At 71.1% G+C, this 15770-nt stretch carries 14 protein-coding genes; 6 read left to right on the top strand and 8 right to left on the bottom strand.

Annotation, left to right across the window (positions count from 1 at the left end; all coding sequences use genetic code 11):
- Window positions 1-123: 123 nt before the first annotated feature.
- Window positions 124-741: a ribosome hibernation-promoting factor, HPF/YfiA family gene (hpf, locus tag KUA19_RS04955; protein ID WP_217394906.1), complete on the top strand. Its 618-nt coding sequence runs from the start codon at window positions 124-126 to the stop codon at window positions 739-741.
- Between the two features lie 91 nt (window positions 742-832).
- Here hpf and KUA19_RS04950 read toward each other — a convergent pair whose 3' ends face one another.
- Both KUA19_RS04950 and KUA19_RS04945 read right to left on the bottom strand, forming a co-directional pair.
- On the bottom strand, window positions 833-1942 hold the full coding sequence (locus KUA19_RS04950) for a GNAT family N-acetyltransferase (RefSeq protein WP_217394905.1): 1110 nt from the start codon (window positions 1940-1942) through the stop codon (window positions 833-835).
- Window positions 1939-2508, bottom strand: a complete 570-nt coding sequence (locus tag KUA19_RS04945) for a GNAT family N-acetyltransferase (RefSeq protein ID WP_217394904.1) — start codon at window positions 2506-2508, stop codon at window positions 1939-1941. Before KUA19_RS04945 ends, KUA19_RS04950 begins: the two co-directional genes overlap by 4 nt.
- A 176-nt stretch (window positions 2509-2684) precedes the next feature.
- Here KUA19_RS04945 and secA point away from each other — a divergent pair, with 176 nt between their 5' ends.
- A complete protein-coding gene (gene secA / locus KUA19_RS04940; RefSeq protein WP_217394903.1) occupies window positions 2685-5525 on the top strand; it encodes a preprotein translocase subunit SecA in 2841 nt (946 codons plus the stop codon).
- 390 nt (window positions 5526-5915) lie between these two features.
- Here secA and KUA19_RS04935 read toward each other — a convergent pair whose 3' ends face one another.
- Complete coding sequence (locus tag KUA19_RS04935; RefSeq protein WP_217394902.1) at window positions 5916-6434, bottom strand: Rv3235 family protein; 519 nt, start codon at window positions 6432-6434, stop codon at window positions 5916-5918.
- A gap of 95 nt (window positions 6435-6529) precedes the next feature.
- A complete protein-coding gene (locus tag KUA19_RS04930; protein WP_217394901.1) occupies window positions 6530-6763 on the bottom strand; it encodes a helix-turn-helix transcriptional regulator in 234 nt (77 codons plus the stop codon).
- A gap of 130 nt (window positions 6764-6893) precedes the next feature.
- On the opposite strand from KUA19_RS04930, the gene KUA19_RS04925 reads away from it, so the two are divergent.
- The gene (locus KUA19_RS04925) at window positions 6894-7406 is read left to right on the top strand and encodes a DUF6912 family protein (protein ID WP_217394900.1); all 513 of its coding nucleotides are present in this window, start codon (window positions 6894-6896) and stop codon (window positions 7404-7406) included.
- A gap of 137 nt (window positions 7407-7543) precedes the next feature.
- On the opposite strand, the gene KUA19_RS04920 is transcribed toward KUA19_RS04925, so the two are convergent.
- On the bottom strand, window positions 7544-8515 hold the full coding sequence (locus tag KUA19_RS04920; RefSeq protein WP_217394899.1) for a hypothetical protein: 972 nt from the start codon (window positions 8513-8515) through the stop codon (window positions 7544-7546).
- Window positions 8516-8793: 278 nt separating this feature from the next.
- Between KUA19_RS04920 and pruA the strand changes: the two genes are divergently transcribed.
- The 3 genes from pruA (at window position 8794) to KUA19_RS04905 (ending at window position 12202) form a co-directional block, all read left to right on the top strand.
- On the top strand, window positions 8794-10440 hold the full coding sequence (gene pruA / locus KUA19_RS04915; protein ID WP_217394898.1) for an L-glutamate gamma-semialdehyde dehydrogenase: 1647 nt from the start codon (window positions 8794-8796) through the stop codon (window positions 10438-10440).
- A gap of 86 nt (window positions 10441-10526) precedes the next feature.
- Window positions 10527-11405, top strand: a complete 879-nt coding sequence (locus KUA19_RS44435) for a tryptophan 2,3-dioxygenase (RefSeq protein ID WP_308167337.1) — start codon at window positions 10527-10529, stop codon at window positions 11403-11405.
- Window positions 11406-11686: 281 nt separating this feature from the next.
- A complete protein-coding gene (locus KUA19_RS04905; protein WP_217394897.1) occupies window positions 11687-12202 on the top strand; it encodes a PadR family transcriptional regulator in 516 nt (171 codons plus the stop codon).
- Here KUA19_RS04905 and KUA19_RS04900 read toward each other — a convergent pair.
- The 3 genes from KUA19_RS04900 to KUA19_RS04890 are packed head-to-tail and all read right to left on the bottom strand — an operon-like array spanning window position 12195 to window position 15627.
- On the bottom strand, window positions 12195-13193 hold the full coding sequence (locus KUA19_RS04900) for an N-acetylglucosamine kinase (RefSeq protein ID WP_217394896.1): 999 nt from the start codon (window positions 13191-13193) through the stop codon (window positions 12195-12197). The two genes, KUA19_RS04905 and KUA19_RS04900, sit on opposite strands and share 8 nt — an antisense overlap.
- Complete coding sequence (locus KUA19_RS04895) at window positions 13190-14449, bottom strand: 6-phospho-beta-glucosidase (RefSeq protein WP_217394895.1); 1260 nt, start codon at window positions 14447-14449, stop codon at window positions 13190-13192. The genes KUA19_RS04900 and KUA19_RS04895 overlap by 4 nt, the downstream gene beginning before the upstream one ends.
- 23 nt (window positions 14450-14472) lie before the next feature.
- Window positions 14473-15627 carry an ROK family transcriptional regulator gene (locus tag KUA19_RS04890; protein ID WP_254548667.1) on the bottom strand — a complete coding sequence of 385 codons (1155 nt, stop codon included), beginning with the start codon at window positions 15625-15627 and terminating at the stop codon, window positions 14473-14475.
- Window positions 15628-15770: the final 143 nt, after the last annotated feature.

Here is a 15770-nt window from a genome sequence, read left to right as displayed (position 1 = left end):
CCAACCACCTGATGGAGGCCACTGTAAGAGGTGGCACGAGCGTCGGAAGGGGCTTACGTAAGTGCGCCCCGGAGCAGATCGCCGGGGTGTCCAGTTTTTCGGACAGACCGTGGGAGGTCAGGCGTGGACATCGAGGTCAAGGGTCGTAACGTCGAAGTGCCCGAGCACTACAAGGTGCACGTGGCCGACAAGCTGCAGAAGATCGAGCGTTACGACCAGAAGATCATTGAAATCGACGTCGAGCTAATCCACGAGCGCAACCCGCGCCAAGCCGATTCCTGCCAGCACGTTGAGATCACCTGTGTCACCCGCGGTCCCGTTATCCGCGCCGTCGGCGCCGCCGGTGACTTCTACAGCGCACTCGACATGGCCATCGAACGTCTCGACCGCCAGATGCGCAAGGCGGCCGACCGCCGCCGGGTGCACCGCGGCCGCCGCGCGCCGATCTCCGTCGCCGCCGCGACCGCGGGACTGCCTCTCTTCGAACCCCCCGGTGACCTCGCCGCCGCTTCGCTGTCCCGTACCGGTTCCGTCGCGACGATGGAAGACGAGGAGCAGCCCTGGCACATCGTGCGAGAGAAGGAGTTCTCCGGCGAACCGATGACGATCGACGACGCGCTCTACCAGATGGAGCTCGTCGGGCACGACTTCTACCTGTTCCATGACAAGGACAGCGGCCGGCCCTGCGTGGTCTACCGCCGTCGGGCCTACGACTACGGCCTGCTCACCCTCGCCTGGTGACGTTGCTCGTGGTCACCCTCCTCTGGGAACGGTGACCTGGCACCCGGTGGTCTCGCACCGCCGGGGGCCGGGTCACCGTCCTTTTGCCTGCTCAGCGGTACTGCTCCGCGATCCGTACGAACTGGATGTCGTCGATTCGCCCGCCGTCGCGGCCCGGCAGCTTGGCCTTCAGGTAGGCCTCCTGCTCGAACCCGGCCCGCCGCAGCACGTTGCGCGACGCCTCGTTGTAGGGGAACGTCCCCGCGCACACCCGGATGATCCCGGCCTGCTCCAGGGCCCAGTCGCTGATCAGGCGCGCCGCGCTGGTGGCCATGCCCCGGCCCCGGAACTCCGGCCGCAGGCCGTAGCCGATCAGCGCCTGGCGGGTGAAGGGTTCCTGGTAGAACAGGCCGATGTCGCCCGCGAACGCGCCGGTGGCCGCGTCGAGGATGGCGCAGTCGGCGCGGGCGCCCGCCAGCCACTCCGACTCGGCCCGCTCACAGCGGTAGCGCAGGTGCTCCGGGGTGATCGGGCCGCCCAGGTTGGTCTTGGCGACCTCGGGCAGGCTCTGCAGGGCGTACACGTCATCGGCGTCGGCCAGGGTCAGCCGCCGCAGCACCACCCGGCCGTCGGTCAGCTGCCCGCCGGGGAAGTCGGGCAGGCCCGGGGCGACCCGGTCACCGGAGTCGGCGGCGAGCCGGACGAACGCGGTCAGGTCCGTCTGCGCTCCCGACCGGTCGGTCCCGGCGCCGCGCCGTACCCCCTCCCGGGTGAAACCCGCCGCCAGCGCCACCCGCTGGCTGGCCGCGTTGGTGGCCGCGGTGAGCAGCTCCAGGCGGACGCAGCCGCGCTCGCGCAGGGCCCAGTCCGCCACCGCGCGGGCCGCCGCGACGGCCACCCCCTGACGGCGCGCCCACGGCGCCGTCCAGTAGCCGATCGCGGCGTGGTTGCGCGACGGCCCGACCGGCAGCATGCTCGCCCCGCCGAGCAGGCGGTCGGTGGCCGGGTCGACGACCGCCCAGGCCGCGCCGCCCGCCTGCCAGGTCGCCGGGGCACCCTCGGCGATCCACCGGCGGGCGTCGTCGGTGGTGTGCGGCGACGCCAGATCCGGCAGGTACCGCGCGATCTCCGGGTCGTCGCAGGCCCGCGCCCTGTCCTCGATGTCCGCGTCGGTCCACGGGCGCAGTCGCACCGCGCCCCCGTCGACGACCGCCTCACTCATGCCAGGTCCTCCCGCACCAGCGCCGCGGTCCACGCGTCACGCCGCTCGCCGCGGTGCGCGCACCCGCTGCGCTGCACCCCTTCGAAGCTGAAGCCCGCCTTCTCCGCCACGCGGCGCGAGCCTTCGTTGCCGACGTGCGCCTTCCACTCGACGCGCACCACGCCCAGCTCGCGTAGCCCGTACTCGGCCGCGGCGCGCAGGGCGGCGGTCATGTAGCCGCGGCCGCGAGCGTACGGCGCGGTGACGAAGCCCACATCGGCGACCTCGGGGTCCTTGCCGATGCGCAGGTCGAGCTGCCCGACGTAGGTGTCCTCGGCGTCGGCGACGACCCAGCAGGCGCCCTCGTGGCGCTGCCACCAGCCCGGCGCGTACTCGGTGGCGAAACCGGCCGCCATCTCGTGGTCGTAGCCGAGCGGGACGGTGGTCCAGCGCAGGGTCTCCGGGTCGGTGCAGGTGGCCAGGACACCTGCGGCGTCCTTCAGCTCGGCGGGGCGCAACGTGATCTTCTCGCCCGCCTCGGTGACTGTGTGCAGCACGGGCTGGGGCGCGTCGTAACGGAAAGCCATGGCGGCAACCCTGACATACCCGGGGCGCTGGGCGCACGCTGGTTCTAGGGCGATGACGTGCGGGAACTTTGGGACTTCTTGTCCGATCTTGGTGGCTCTCTCCCCCAGGGGTGACGATTCCGCGTCCGATGCGCCTACGATGGGTCGGCAGACTGTCTAGGGAGCGTTGAACACCCGTGTCGATTTTCGAGAAGATCCTGCGTGCCGGCGAAGGGCGCATGCTTCGTCGGTTGAAGGCTATCGCTGAGGCCGTGAACTCCATCGAGGAGAACTACACCGACCTCACCGACGCCGAACTGCGGGCGCTGACCGACCAGTACCGCGAGCGTCTGGCCGACGGGGAGACCCTGGACGACCTGCTCCCGGAGGCTTTCGCCACGGTGCGGGAGGCGGCCAAGCGGGTGCTGCACAAGCGGCACTACGACGTCCAGATCATGGGCGGCGCCGCGCTGCACTTCGGCAACATCGCCGAGATGAAGACCGGTGAGGGCAAGACCCTGGTGTCGACGCTCCCGGCGTACCTCAACGCGCTGTCGGGCAACGGCGTCCACGTGATCACCGTGAACGACTACCTGGCCCAGCGCGACGCCGAGTGGATGGGCCGGGTGCACCGGTTCCTCGGCTTGACCGTCGGCGTGGTGCTGCCCAACCGCCCCGCCAACGAGCACCGCGCGGCGTACGAGTGCGACATCACCTACGGCACGAACAACGAGTTCGGCTTCGACTACCTGCGCGACAACATGGCCTGGTCCGCCGCCGACATGGTGCAGCGCGGCCACGGCTTCGCGATCGTCGACGAGGTGGACTCGATCCTCATCGACGAGGCGCGGACGCCGCTGATCATCTCCGGCCCGGCCGAGCAGTCGCAGCGGTGGTACGGCGAGTTCGCGGCGGTCGTCGCCCGGCTGGAGCGCGGCAAGGACGGCTCCGGCGACTACGAGGTGGACGAGGCCAAGCGCACCATCGCCGTCACCGAGCGCGGCGTGTCCCGCGTCGAGGACCGCCTGGGCATCGACAACCTGTACGAGTCGGTCAACACCCCGCTCGTCGGTTACCTCAACAACGCCATCAAGGCCAAGGAGCTCTACAAGCGCGACAAGGACTACATCGTCTCCGAGGGCGAGGTCCTGATCGTCGACGAGTTCACCGGTCGCATCCTGCACGGCCGTCGTTACAACGAGGGCATGCACCAGGCGATCGAGGCCAAGGAAGGCGTCGAGATCAAGCAGGAGAACCAGACCCTCGCGACGGTCACCCTGCAGAACTACTTCCGCATGTACGAGAAGCTCTCCGGCATGACGGGTACCGCCCAGACCGAGGCGGGCGAGTTCAACAAGGTCTACAACGTCGGCGTGGTGAGCATCCCGACCCACCGGGCGATGGTCCGCCAGGACAAGTCGGACGTCATCTACAAGACCGAGAAGGCCAAGTTCCAGGCCGTGGTCGAGGACATCGCCGAGCGCCACGCGACCGGCCAGCCGGTGCTGGTCGGCACGGTGTCGGTGGAGAACTCCGAGATCCTGTCGCAGCTGCTGCGCCGCAAGGGCATCCCGCACTCGGTCCTCAACGCCAAGTACCACGCCCGCGAGGCGGAGATCGTCGCGCAGGCCGGCCGCAAGGGAGGCGTCACGGTCGCCACCAACATGGCCGGTCGTGGTACCGACATCCTGCTCGGCGGTAACCCGGAGTTCCTGGCCGCGGCGGAGCTGCGCCAGCGCGGGCTCACCGAGGAGGAGCACGGCGACGACTACTACAAGGCGTACGAGGAGATCCTCCCGGGCTGGGAGGAGGCCTGCAAGGCCGAGGCCGAGGAGGTGCAGGCCGCGGGCGGTCTGTACGTGCTGGGCACCGAACGCCACGAGTCCCGCCGTATCGACAACCAGCTGCGCGGCCGTTCCGGCCGTCAGGGCGACCCGGGCGAGTCGCGGTTCTACCTGTCGCTGCAGGACGACCTGATGCGGCGCTTCCGTTCCGGCGCGGTGGAGGCGGTCATGGACCGCTTCAACATCCCCGAGGACGTGCCGATCGAGTCGAAGATGGTGACCCGTCAGATCCGCAGCGCGCAGACGCAGATCGAGGCCCAGAACGCCGAGATCCGCAAGAACGTGCTCAAGTACGACGAGGTCATGAACAAGCAGCGTCAGGTGATCTACGCCGAGCGCAAGCGCGTGCTCGACGGCGAGGACCTGAACGACCAGGTCCAGAGCATGATCGACGACGTCGTGACGGCGTACGTCATGGGCGGCACGGTCGGCACCGGCAAGGAGTACGCCGACGACTGGGACCTCGAGCAGCTGTGGACCAACCTCAAGCAGCTCTACCCGGTCGGCGTCTCGCTCGACGAGCTGGAGGAGGAGAGCGGCAGCACGCGCAACACGTTCGACGCCGACTTCCTGCGTGAGCGGCTCAAGCAGGACGCGCACGAGGCGTACGAGCGCCGCGAGCAGCAGCTCGGCTCGGAGGCGACCCGGGAGCTGGAGCGCCAGGTGCTGCTGGCCGTCATCGACCGCAAGTGGCGCGAGCACCTGTACGAGATGGACTACCTGCAGGAGGGTGTCGGCCTGCGCGCGTACGCCCAGCGCGACCCGCTGGTCGAGTACCAGCGCGAGGGCTTCGACATGTTCGCCCAGATGATGGAGGGCATCAAGGAGGAGGCGGTCGGCTTCCTGTTCAACCTGGAGGTCCAGGTCGAGCACGAGCACGCCCCCGCCCCGCAGCAGGAGGGCGTGCCGCTGCCCGACTCCGAGTCCCACGTCGAGATCAAGGCCCGTGGTCTGCAGCGCCAGCAGAGCCGTGGGCTGCAGTACACCTCGCCGACGATCGACGGTGCCGCCGGCGCCGGCGCGCCGCAGGTGCAGCAGGCTCCGGCCCTGGGCATCGGCAACAACAACAACGGCGACCGCCGCCCGTCCCCGCGCGGTGGCCGTGGCGCGGTGGCCGCGCCGGCCTCCCGCAACTCGCCCTGCCCCTGCGGCTCCGGCAAAAAGTACAAGCGCTGCCACGGCTCCGCCGAATAGCTGGCGCCCGCCTCCGCGGGCGCGGCGATCGGCTCTGCTGCTGGCGCCCGCCTCCGCGGGCGCGGCGATCGGCTGTGCTGCCGGCGCCCGCCTTCGCGGGCGCGGCGATCGGCCTTTGAAGCCGACCGCATCGGCGCGTCGCTACATCGCTGCGCGATGTCACGCTCCTTTACCGATGCGGTCGGCGGCCGATCGCGGGTCGGTGGTTGGGGCTGAAGACGAACGGGAGGACCGCCTGGATGGCGGTCCTCCCGTTTTTGTGCGGCGCCCGACTGCCCCTGCCGTGCGCGCCGCACTCCTCCCCTCCAGTGGTGGTGGAACCCGGAACGGCCGCCGCCTGGTGCCGTGCGGGCAGGCGTCCGCCCCGGGAGTCGTGGCTGGAGGAGCCGGTCAGAGCAGGACGGTGAGGGCGGTGCAGCGCCAGGTGGTGCCGTCGCGCTCCAGCCGGTACGCGATCGACCAGGTGCTGTGGCCGTCGCTGAGCACGGCGGCGACCTCGGCGACGCCGGGCCGGGGCTCGCAGGTGCGCAGCTGTCGGCGGCGGACGGGAGTGCGCGCGGTGGCGTTGCGCCGCGACAGGCGCATCTTGGCCAGGCGGCGCACCGCGCGGCTCAGCTCGTCGAGCACGTCGTTGGCCTCGGTGACGCGCAGCAGCGGGCGCAGCTGGCTGGGGGCGCGGAAGCCGTTGAACAGCTCCAGGCACAGGTTGAGGAAGCGCAGCGCGGTGGTGTGGCACTCGGGCGAGGCCCCGGCGATCGCCTCGGGCGGGATCACCTCGCGTGGCTCGGGCCGGACCGGCCGGTAGGTGGTGGGGCGCAGTTCGTCGTCGAACGGCGGGTCGAGCAGCGGCGCGCGGTGGATGCGGACCGCGCCCGGCGCGATGGCGGGCGGCGACGCTAGCACCGTCATGGGTTCACCACCTAGATCTTGAGTTTGCTTGAGTTTGCCTCCGTTTGAAATTCTGTGGCTACGGATGGGGCACGGTCAATGCCTGTGGATAACTCTCAGTCCTCGCCGCCGGACAGGGGGTTGTCCTTGACGTACTGCTGCGTCTCGTCGTAGAGCTTGCCGATGAACTCCTCCAGCCGGGCGCGCTCCACGCGCCACTGACCACGGCCGCCGAGCCTGATGGCGGGCAGCTCGCCGCGGCGCACCAGCGCGTAGATCTGCGCCGCCGACGTGCTCAGCTCCTCGGCGACCTGCTCCAGGGTGAGGAAGCGCGGCTGCGGCTGATTCATGGCGGGGTTCTCCTGAGGGGTCTGATGCTTCAACTTGCTTTAGTTTGCCATCGGATGGCGGGTGACGGTGTGCCCGGTGCCGGACATGCGAGACTGTCCCCGACAGGTCGGACGAGCCGGAGGTGACCGAGTGGCGGCAGAATTCGTACGGGTCTATCTGCCCGCGACCGTGCCGCTGGTAGCGGCCCTGCAGGAGTCGGGCGAGCTGGGCCGCCCACCCGTCGCGGCACACGCGGTCACCCCGGCACTGCGCGAGTGGTACGCCGAGGGCGACGAGGAGGAGCTGGAGTTCGTCGCCTTCCTGCGGGCCGCCCAGGACGCCCTGCGCCTGCTGCGCGACGATCCGAGCGCCCCGCGCCGCCGCGTGGTGGTCTCCGTCGACGTGCCCGCCGACCAGGTGACCGCCGACGGTCGCGAGCTCGGCACCAGCACGGTGCGGCTGCGTGACGCGGTCCGCCGGTCCGCCATCGCCTCGTTCCACGTGGACGAGCCGGAGGCCGAGCCGGTCGTGGCGGCGGCCGCCGAGGTGGTCGAGCGGGCTGCCGGGGGCGACCCGGACGCCCAGTTCACCGTGGACTCGGCCGAGGATCTGGACCTCCTCTGGTACGCCCCCGAGGAACTGGCCGACCTCCTGGCCTCCTGACCGGTAGCCACCGCGCTGCCACGCCCGCCGGCCGACACACCCGTTTTAAATCGACGCTGGCCTATCTAGAGGACTGGAACGGAAAATCCGTCCTCTAGATAGGCCAGCGTCAATGCTAGGTGGGGGCGGGCGCCCCGTCAGTTTGCGTCGGCGGTGACCTTGGGCAGGGTACGGCCGTAGGCCACCATCGCCGTGATGGCGCCGACGAAGAACACGACCAGGCAGGTGTTCAGCCGCGAGTCGGCCGCCATGTTCTCGAACAGCTGGTCGCCGGTGACGTCCGTGCTGGCCATGCTGAGCAGCCACGGCGCGCCGAGGCGGGTGAACAGCTCGGCGATGGCCAGCATGAGCCCGGCCGCGCCGCCCGCGAGCAGGTAGACCGGCCAGCGGGGCGGCTGCCCGGCCTGGCGCGACAGCGCCCGCAGCCGCCAGAACGCCAGCAGCCCGGCGGTGATGCCAGAGACCAGGGACAGGGTGAACGCGACCCAGCCGTTGGCGGCGTACCGCCCGGCGGGGGTGCCGTCGTCGCCGAACAGGCGCAGCAGCGGGTCGGCGAAGCGGTGCGCCACGAACGCCAGGACCATGACGGACAGGGCGGCGATGACCCCGGCGCGCAGCAGCGGGCGGTTGCTCCAGGCACCGAGCGCGCCGCCGAGGGCGCCCGCGAGGCCGACGGTGAGGGCGAGCACGCCGCCCGCGCCGGCGGGGACGCCGAAGACCAGCAGCGCGGCGGAGGTGGCCACGGCGCCGGCGAACAGTCCCGCGCCGATGCCCGCGGCGAAGCGTACGCCGGTGGACGGGGCCTTGCCGTGGGCGTCGAGCCAGCCGGTGGTGAACAGGGAGACGGCCACGCCCGCGACCAGGCTGGCCTGGACCAGGCCGGGCAGGGCGACGGCGGCCAGGGCGAGGTTGAAGTCGGTGCTGCCCGGCGTGAACGCGGTCCGGTTGACCAGCAGCGACAGCAGTAGCCAGGCCAGCGCGGAGAAGGCGAGCCAGGTCGGCGCGGGTGCCACCGGCACGGCCGGGGTGGGCGTGGCCGGAGTGCCCCGCCGCTGTGCCGGGGCGGGGGTGTCGACGGGCTCGGATGTGGCGATCGCTGGCTCGGTCATCGTGGTCTCCTGACGGGCGGCGGTGGGCCGGTCGCGGCCGTGGTGCACGCCGCCGCGGCGGGCCCTGGTCGCGGGGGCCTGGGACGGCAGGCGAAGGGGGTCGGGGTGCTCTGGCGACCTAGCCTAGCCATGCCGGAAGGGTGGGTATCGTGGACCGGGAGGGCTGGCCCGGCCACGTGGAACGGATCACATGGCAGCGCTCGCCCGATGTCACGGGCGTGCTTTGCATGCGAGTATGCAAACGACGTTGACATCCCTTCCGATCGAAGGAGCCATCGATGGATGCCGTATCCCTGGTGCCCGACCCGCACAACGAGCCGGTGCGGACCTACGCCCCTGGCTCCAAGGAGCGGGCCAACCTGAGCAAGCGGTTGAAGGAGCTGGCCGCCGACCGGGTCGACCTGACGATGACCATCGACGGGCAGCAGCGCATGGGTGGCGGCCAGGCGATCGACGTCGTCCAGCCGCACAAGCACTCGCATGTGCTGGGAGTCACCCACAATGCCACCAACGCCGATGCGGTGGCGGCGGTGACGGCCGCGAAAAAAGCCGCCCCTCTTTGGCGTGATATGTCCTTCGACGACCGGGCGGCGATCTTCCTCAAGGCGGCCGACCTGCTCGCCGGACCGTGGCGGGACACCCTCAACGGCGCCACCATGCTCGGTCAGTCCAAGACCGTCCAGCAGGCCGAGATCGACTCCGCCTGCGAGCTGATCGACTTCCTGCGCTTCAACGTGCTCTTCGGCCGCAAGCTGCTGGCCGAGCAGCCGATCTCCTCGCCCGGGGTGTGGAACCGCTTCGACCACCGCCCGCTGGAGGGCTTCGTCTACGCGATCACCCCGTTCAACTTCACCGCGATCGCGGGCAACCTGCCGGCGACCCCGGCGCTGATGGGCAACACCGTGCTGTGGAAGCCGGCGCACACCCAGCAGTTCGCGGCGCACTTCATCATGCGGCTGTTCGAGGAGGCGGGCCTGCCTCCGGGCGTGATCAACATGGTCACCGGCGACGGCCTGGCCGTCTCCGACGTCGCCCTGGCCGACCCGGACCTGGCGGGCATCCACTTCACCGGCTCGACCAAGGTCTTCCAGCACCTGTGGAAGCAGATCGGCGACAACATCGCCGGCTACCGGTCGTACCCGCGCATCGTGGGTGAGACCGGCGGCAAGGACTTCGTCATCGCGCACCCGTCGGCCGACCCGGATGCGCTGGTCACCGCGCTGGTGCGGGGCGCCTTCGAGTACCAGGGCCAGAAGTGCTCGGCCGCCTCGCGGGCGTACGTGCCGCGCTCGCTGTGGGAGGCGGGCGTGCGCGATCAGCTCGAGGCCGACACGCGGTCGCTGACCTACGGTGACGTGAACGACTTCGCCAACTTCGGCGGCGCCGTGATCGACGGGCGCGCGTTCGCGCGGCACGCGGCGGCGATCGAGAAGGCCAGGGCGTCGGAGTCCTGCGAGATCCTGGTCGGCGGCACCGTCGACGACAGCGAGGGCTTCTTCGTCTCGCCGACGGTCATCGTCTGCGACGACCCGGCCAACGAGGTCTTCACCACCGAGTACTTCGGGCCGATCCTGGCCGTGCACGTCTTCGACGACGCCGACTTCGAGGCCGTGGTCCGCCAGGCCGAGAGCGTCGCGCCGTACGCGCTGACCGGCGCGATCTTCGCCCAGGACCGCCGGGCCCTGGAGTGGATGGCCAAGGAGCTGCGCTTCGCGGCGGGCAACTTCTACCTCAACGACAAGCCGACCGGTGCCGTGGTGGGCCAGCAGCCCTTCGGCGGCGGCCGGGCCTCGGGCACCAACGACAAGGCGGGCTCCTGGCACAACCTGGTCCGCTGGATGTCGCCGCGGACCATCAAGGAGACCTTCGTGCCGCCGAAGGACCACCGGTACCCGCACATGGACACCGACAACCCGCGCGCCTGACCTGCGCCGATACGCCGCACCCGCCCCACCGGGCGGGTGCGGCGTGGTGCTATGCGGACAAATCGGATGAAGGTTACGGTTGATGGGTGACCTACCACCCGTCAGGTGACCGGGCCGGTCCGCACGTGGGCGATCCCCGCGCTCGCACCGGCTCTCCCGAGGACGGGGCGGCCGTCGCCGAGGGCGAGCGCAGCTTCGGCGAGCAGGGCGGGCGACTCACCTACGGGCGGTACCTGCGGATTCCGCAGCTGCTGGCCCAGCAGCAGCCCGAATCGGACCCGCCGGCCCACGACGAGCTGCTGTTCATCACCATCCATCAGGTGTACGAGCTGTGGTTCAAGCTGCTGCTGCACGAGTTGGCCGACGCGCGCGACCATCTGCTGGCGGGGGAGACCTATGTGCCCCGGGTACGGCTGGAACGCTGCCAGGTGATCGAGCGGTTGCTGATGCAGCAGGTCGACGTGATCGACACGATGACCCCGCAGGACTTCCTGACGTTCCGGACAAACCTCGCACCTGCCTCGGGCTTCCAGTCGGTCCAGTTCCGGGAGATCGAGTTCCTGTCCGGGCTGAAGGACCCCGGCTTCGTGGAGCGGCTGCGCGACCTGGATCCCGTGGAGCGGCGACGGCTGCGCGCCCGGTTGGCTGAGCCGAGTCTGTGGGACGGCTTCCTGTCACTGCTGGCCGCGCACGGTTTCGCGGTGGACACACCGGAGCGGCGACTTGCCTCGCTGGCGGCCGTCGCCCACGATCGGGGGCGCTATGGGGCGCTGTGGGACGTCGCCGAGGCGCTGCTCGCGCACGATCAGGCGTGGGCGCTGTGGCGGGCGCGGCACGTGCTCATGGCAGAACGGCAGATAGGCACCAAACCGGGCACCGGGGGCTCGGCGGGGGCGCCGTATCTCAGGTCACGACTTGATCTCAGGTTCTATCCGGACCTCTGGGCGCTGCGCGCCACCCTGTGAAACGGGCCGAATACGCTACGTGCGAGAATATGTCCGATTAGTCGGATGTGGTGGCGCCTAATCATGGAAGATCACCCACAAGGCGTCGGCAGTCCGACAAGATCGACACGCCGAAGAAATATGCGGCTTTTGCGCGATCCCGCCAGGCAGGCAGTCCGAGGCAGGAAACGGACATATTACTGTCTGATCAGACAGTCGAAGCTGGACTGTCCGGCGCGAACAGTCCACTGTGTATGAGCGATATCCTGGACAGAAGGCTGCGGAAGTGGCAGCGTTGAGACATGGCAGAGGTAGGAATCAACGCTACTGCGGCGGCCGTGCTCGGTCTGCTGCACGATGGCCCGATGACCGGTGGCCAACTCATGGCCGCGGCCGAGCGCAGACTCAGCCCGTACTGGTCCATGACGCGGTCTCAGGTCTACCGCGAGCTGCCGGTCCTCGCCGAGCTCGGCTATGTCAAGCTCGGCAAGCCCGGCCCCAGGGCCAGCCAGCCCTATGCGATCACCGCGTCGGGCAAGCGGGCCTTCGCCCGCTGGCTGAACGAGGAGCCCGGCCGCGAGCTGGTGCGCAACCCATACGCGCTGCGTGTCGCGTTCGGATCCACGCATGCGACCAACCAGTTCGACTCGTTGCTCAACAGCGCGAACACCCACCACACCGAGGCCCTGGCGGAAGCCCGCGAGCAGGCCAAGGAGGCGAAGAAGGAAGGCGACGAGTTCACCGCGGCTGGGCTGGAGTTCGCCGTCGCCTACCACAAGGCGGCACTGAACTGGCTGAAGAGCGCGATCGCTAAGTGAGCTGAGGTCGCGCCGTCGCCAGCGCCGCGCGCAGCCCGGCCGCGGCAGCAGACGTCGCACCCAGCGCATCCAGGGCGAAGAGGCCCGCTCCCACCACCGGCGGCGCAGCCACCACGGCTAGCCGAACAGCCGACGAGTGGGCCTTCACCCCTTCGTAGACCGCGTCGTTGAGCAGCGCGTGACCGGCCCGCAGCACCCCGCCGCCGAGGACCACCTCGTATGGCAGGTCGCGCAGGCCGAGCCGGTCCGCGGCCACGGTCGCCAGGGCCGTGATCTCCGACGCCTGCCGGGCCACCACCCGCCGAGCCACCGCGTCACCGGCGGCGGCCACCGTGAACAGCACCTCGCTCAGGCTGTCCAGCCGCGCCGACGGCAGCTCGCCCAGGTGCACCCCGGCGATCACCGCATGGACCGTCTCTCGGCCGAAGTGCGCCGCCACCGCCTCGACCAGCGCGGTGGCCGGGCCCCGGCCGTCCTCGCCGCGCGCGGCGTGCCACATCGCCAGCGACGCCAGGTGCTGGCCGCCGCCCCAGTCGCCGGAGATCATGCCGAGCGCGGGGAAGCGCGCCGTACGCCCGTCGGCGGCACGCCCGACGCAGTTGATCCCGGCCCCGCACACCACCGCGACCGCGTCAGGGCTGTCGGTGCCCGCGCGCATCAGCGCGAACGTGTCGTTGTCCACCCGGTACGACTGCGCCCAGCCGGTCGCCGCGATCGCCGCCGCGGCGACGTCGACCTCGATCGGCAGATCGACGCCGGACAGGTACACCTCGGCGCGGGCCACCGGCACCGTCGGCGGCATCTCCGCCGCCCGCAGTGCCGCCGCCACCAGCCCGTCGACCAGCTTCACGGCCGCGTCGACGCCGAGGGTCTGCGGCGACGAACCGGGGCCGCGCACGAAGCCGTGCACGCGACCGTCGGTGTCGGCCAGCACGACGTCGGTCTTGGAGTTGCCGCCGTCGACGGCCAGGAACAGTTCGGTGGAGTTCATCGGGCCCACGCCAGGTGCGCGGAGTTGGCGGCCAGCAGCTTGTCGGTCAGGGCCTCGGCCTGCTCGTACTGCCCGACCAGCGGGTGGGCCAGCAGCGCGTCGTAGACGCGGTCCCGACCGCCGTGCACCGCCGCCCGCACGGCCAGCTCCTCGTACGCGGCCACGCCGGAGATCAGGCCCGACATCAGCGGCGGCACCGGCGGGGCGGCCAGCGGCACCGCACCGTCGTGGTCGACCCGGGCGCTCACCTCGATCACCGCCGCGTCGGGCAGGAACGGCAGGTGGCCGTCGTTGCGCAGGTTGACCGCGTGCACGCCGCCGTCGCCGGTGACCAGCGAGGTGATCAGGCCCACCGCGGCCTCGGAGTAGAACGCGCCGCCGCGCTGCGACAGCAGGTCGGGCTTGGTGGAAAGGGTCGGGTCGGCGTACATGGCCAGCAGCTGGGACTCCATGCCGGCCACCTTCTCGCCCCGGGTCGGGGCGCCGCGCTCCTCGCGCACGACCAGGTCGTGGGCGTAGAAGTAGCGCAGGTAGTACGACGGGACACTGCCCAACCGGGTCAGCAGGTCGGCGGGCAGCTGCACCTGGTCGGCCAGCGCGGGCAGGTGGTCGCGCAGCAGCTCGGGCAGCCGGTCGACGCCGTCGACGTACGCGGCGCGCTCCCAGGTCAGGTGGTTGAGGCCGACATGGTCCAGGGTGACCTGCGCCGGGTCGACGCCGAGCAGCGCGGCGAAGCGCCGCTGGAAGCCGATCGCCACGTTGCACAGGCCGATCGCCCGGTGCCCCGCGTCCAGCAGCGCCCGGGTGACGATGCCGACCGGGTTGGTGAAGTCCACGATCCACGCGCCCGGGTTGGCCAGCCGGGCGGCGCGCTCGGCGATGTCGAGCACGACCGGCACCGTACGCAGCGCCTTGGCCAGGCCGCCCGCGCCGGTGGTCTCCTGCCCGACGCACCCGCAGTCCAGCGGGAACGTCTCGTCGCTGATCCGGGCGGCCTGCCCACCGACCCGCAGCTGGAGCACCACCACGTCGGCGCCGCTCAGCCCCGCGTCCAGATCGGCGGTCCAGGTCAGCGCGCCGGGGTGGCCGTGGTGGGCCAGCAGCCGCCGCGCGTACGGCCCGATCACGTCGAGCCGGTCGGCGGCCGGGTCGACCAGCGCCAGCTCGGTGACGGCGAGGCTGCCGGCGAGCCGGGCGAACCCGTCGACCAGCTCGGGGGTGTAGGTGGAGCCTCCACCCACGACTGCGATCTTCATGTGGCTACTCCAGGTTGCGGGGGTCAGGCCGGGGTCAGCGCGTAGCGCAGCGAGTCGATGAGGGCTTCGCGCACGGCGCGCAGCCCGGCGTCCGTGGCGCCCAGCAGCACCGCGTCGTCGGGCAGCGCGGTCACCGCCACCGGGGTGCGCAGCGGGGTGTCGCGGTGGAACGCCTCGACGACCAGGTCGCGCAGCGTGTCGCCACCGGCCTGGGCCACCTCCCCGGCGAGCACCACCAGTGGCGGGTCAAGCAGCGCGGCCACCGCCGCCAGCGCAACCGCGATCCGGTCGGCCAGCGCCGTCAGGAAACCCGCCGCGTCGGCGCCGGAGTCGGCCACCGCGGCGGCGACCGCGTCCTCGGCCGTGGCTCCCGTGATGCCGTACGTCGCCGCCAGTGCCAGCACCGCCGGGCCGCCGACCAGCTCCTGCATGTCGCGGGGCTGGCCGCCCAGGCCGACCGGGACGTAGCCGATCTCGCCCGCGCCGCCGGTGGCGCCGCGCAGCAGCGACGGCCCGAGGTCGATGGCGCAGCCCAGGCCCGCGCCGAACCACAGCAGCACGAAGCTGTCGGTGCCCTTGCCCGCGCCGCGGTGGCGCTCGGCGATGGCGGCCAGGTTCACGTCGTTCTCGGCGGCCACCGTCAGGTCGAGCCTGGTGGCGAGGTCGCCGACCAGGCCCGGCCGCTGCCAGCCGGTGAGGTCGATGTGCCGGATCGTGTCGGTGCCCGGGTGGTACGACCCCGGCACGCCCAGCTGCAGGTGGGTGAGCCGGTCCGGGGTCAGCCCGGCGGTGGCGCACAGGTCGGCCAGGATCAGCCGGACGGTGTCGACCGGGTCGTCGGCGGCCGCGGCGAGCCGCTCCTGGGTGAACTCGGCCTGGGCCAGCACCGCCCCGGTGAGGTCGCACAGCGCCGCGTCGTACGGCGCGTGCGCGGTCTCGGTGGTGTCGCGCACCGAGATGGCCGCGACCACCGCGGCGCCCGGGTTGATCGCGTAGACCTCGGCGTTGGGGCCGGGGCCGCCGCTGGTGTGCCCGACGACCACGGCCAGCCCGGCCTCGGTGAGGGTGCGCAGCACGTCGGAGGTGGTCGGCTTGGACAGACCGGTCAGTTCCCGTAATTCGCCCCGGGTGAGGGTGCCCCGATCGAGCAGCAGCGCCAGCGTGGCACTCTCGTTCATGGCGCGTAGCAGCTTCGACGATCCAGCCAGCCGTGACACAGCCCGCCCCCTGGGTTCACTGATCGTTGGGTCTACTGATCATTGGGTGCACTGATCGGTTGAAGAACGTTCACAATTGGCAACCAACTTTACTATCTTGGTTG

Source organism: Catellatospora tritici (genome assembly GCF_019083965.1).
Classification (GTDB): Bacteria; Actinomycetota; Actinomycetes; order Mycobacteriales; family Micromonosporaceae; genus Catellatospora; species Catellatospora tritici.
Note: the sequence above shows the minus strand (reverse complement) of the source record. Positions and strands in the feature narration are given on the sequence as shown.

Bases quoted from the DNA above. Each gene is read 5' to 3' on its own strand.
- KUA19_RS04950 (WP_217394905.1), bottom strand. From the start codon at position 1,942: ATGAGTGAGGCGGTCGTCGACGGGGGCGCGGTGCGACTGCGCCCGTGG.
- KUA19_RS04945 (WP_217394904.1), bottom strand. From the start codon at position 2,508: ATGGCTTTCCGTTACGACGCGCCCCAGCCCGTGCTGCACACAGTCACC.
- KUA19_RS04935 (WP_217394902.1), bottom strand. From the start codon at position 6,434: ATGACGGTGCTAGCGTCGCCGCCCGCCATCGCGCCGGGCGCGGTCCGC.
- KUA19_RS04930 (WP_217394901.1), bottom strand. From the start codon at position 6,763: ATGAATCAGCCGCAGCCGCGCTTCCTCACCCTGGAGCAGGTCGCCGAG.
- KUA19_RS04920 (WP_217394899.1), bottom strand. From the start codon at position 8,515: ATGACCGAGCCAGCGATCGCCACATCCGAGCCCGTCGACACCCCCGCC.
- pruA (WP_217394898.1), top strand. From the start codon at position 8,794: ATGGATGCCGTATCCCTGGTGCCCGACCCGCACAACGAGCCGGTGCGG.
- KUA19_RS04905 (WP_217394897.1), top strand. From the start codon at position 11,687: ATGGCAGAGGTAGGAATCAACGCTACTGCGGCGGCCGTGCTCGGTCTG.
- KUA19_RS04900 (WP_217394896.1), bottom strand. From the start codon at position 13,193: ATGAACTCCACCGAACTGTTCCTGGCCGTCGACGGCGGCAACTCCAAG.
- KUA19_RS04895 (WP_217394895.1), bottom strand. From the start codon at position 14,449: ATGAAGATCGCAGTCGTGGGTGGAGGCTCCACCTACACCCCCGAGCTG.
- KUA19_RS04890 (WP_254548667.1), bottom strand. From the start codon at position 15,627: ATGAACGAGAGTGCCACGCTGGCGCTGCTGCTCGATCGGGGCACCCTC.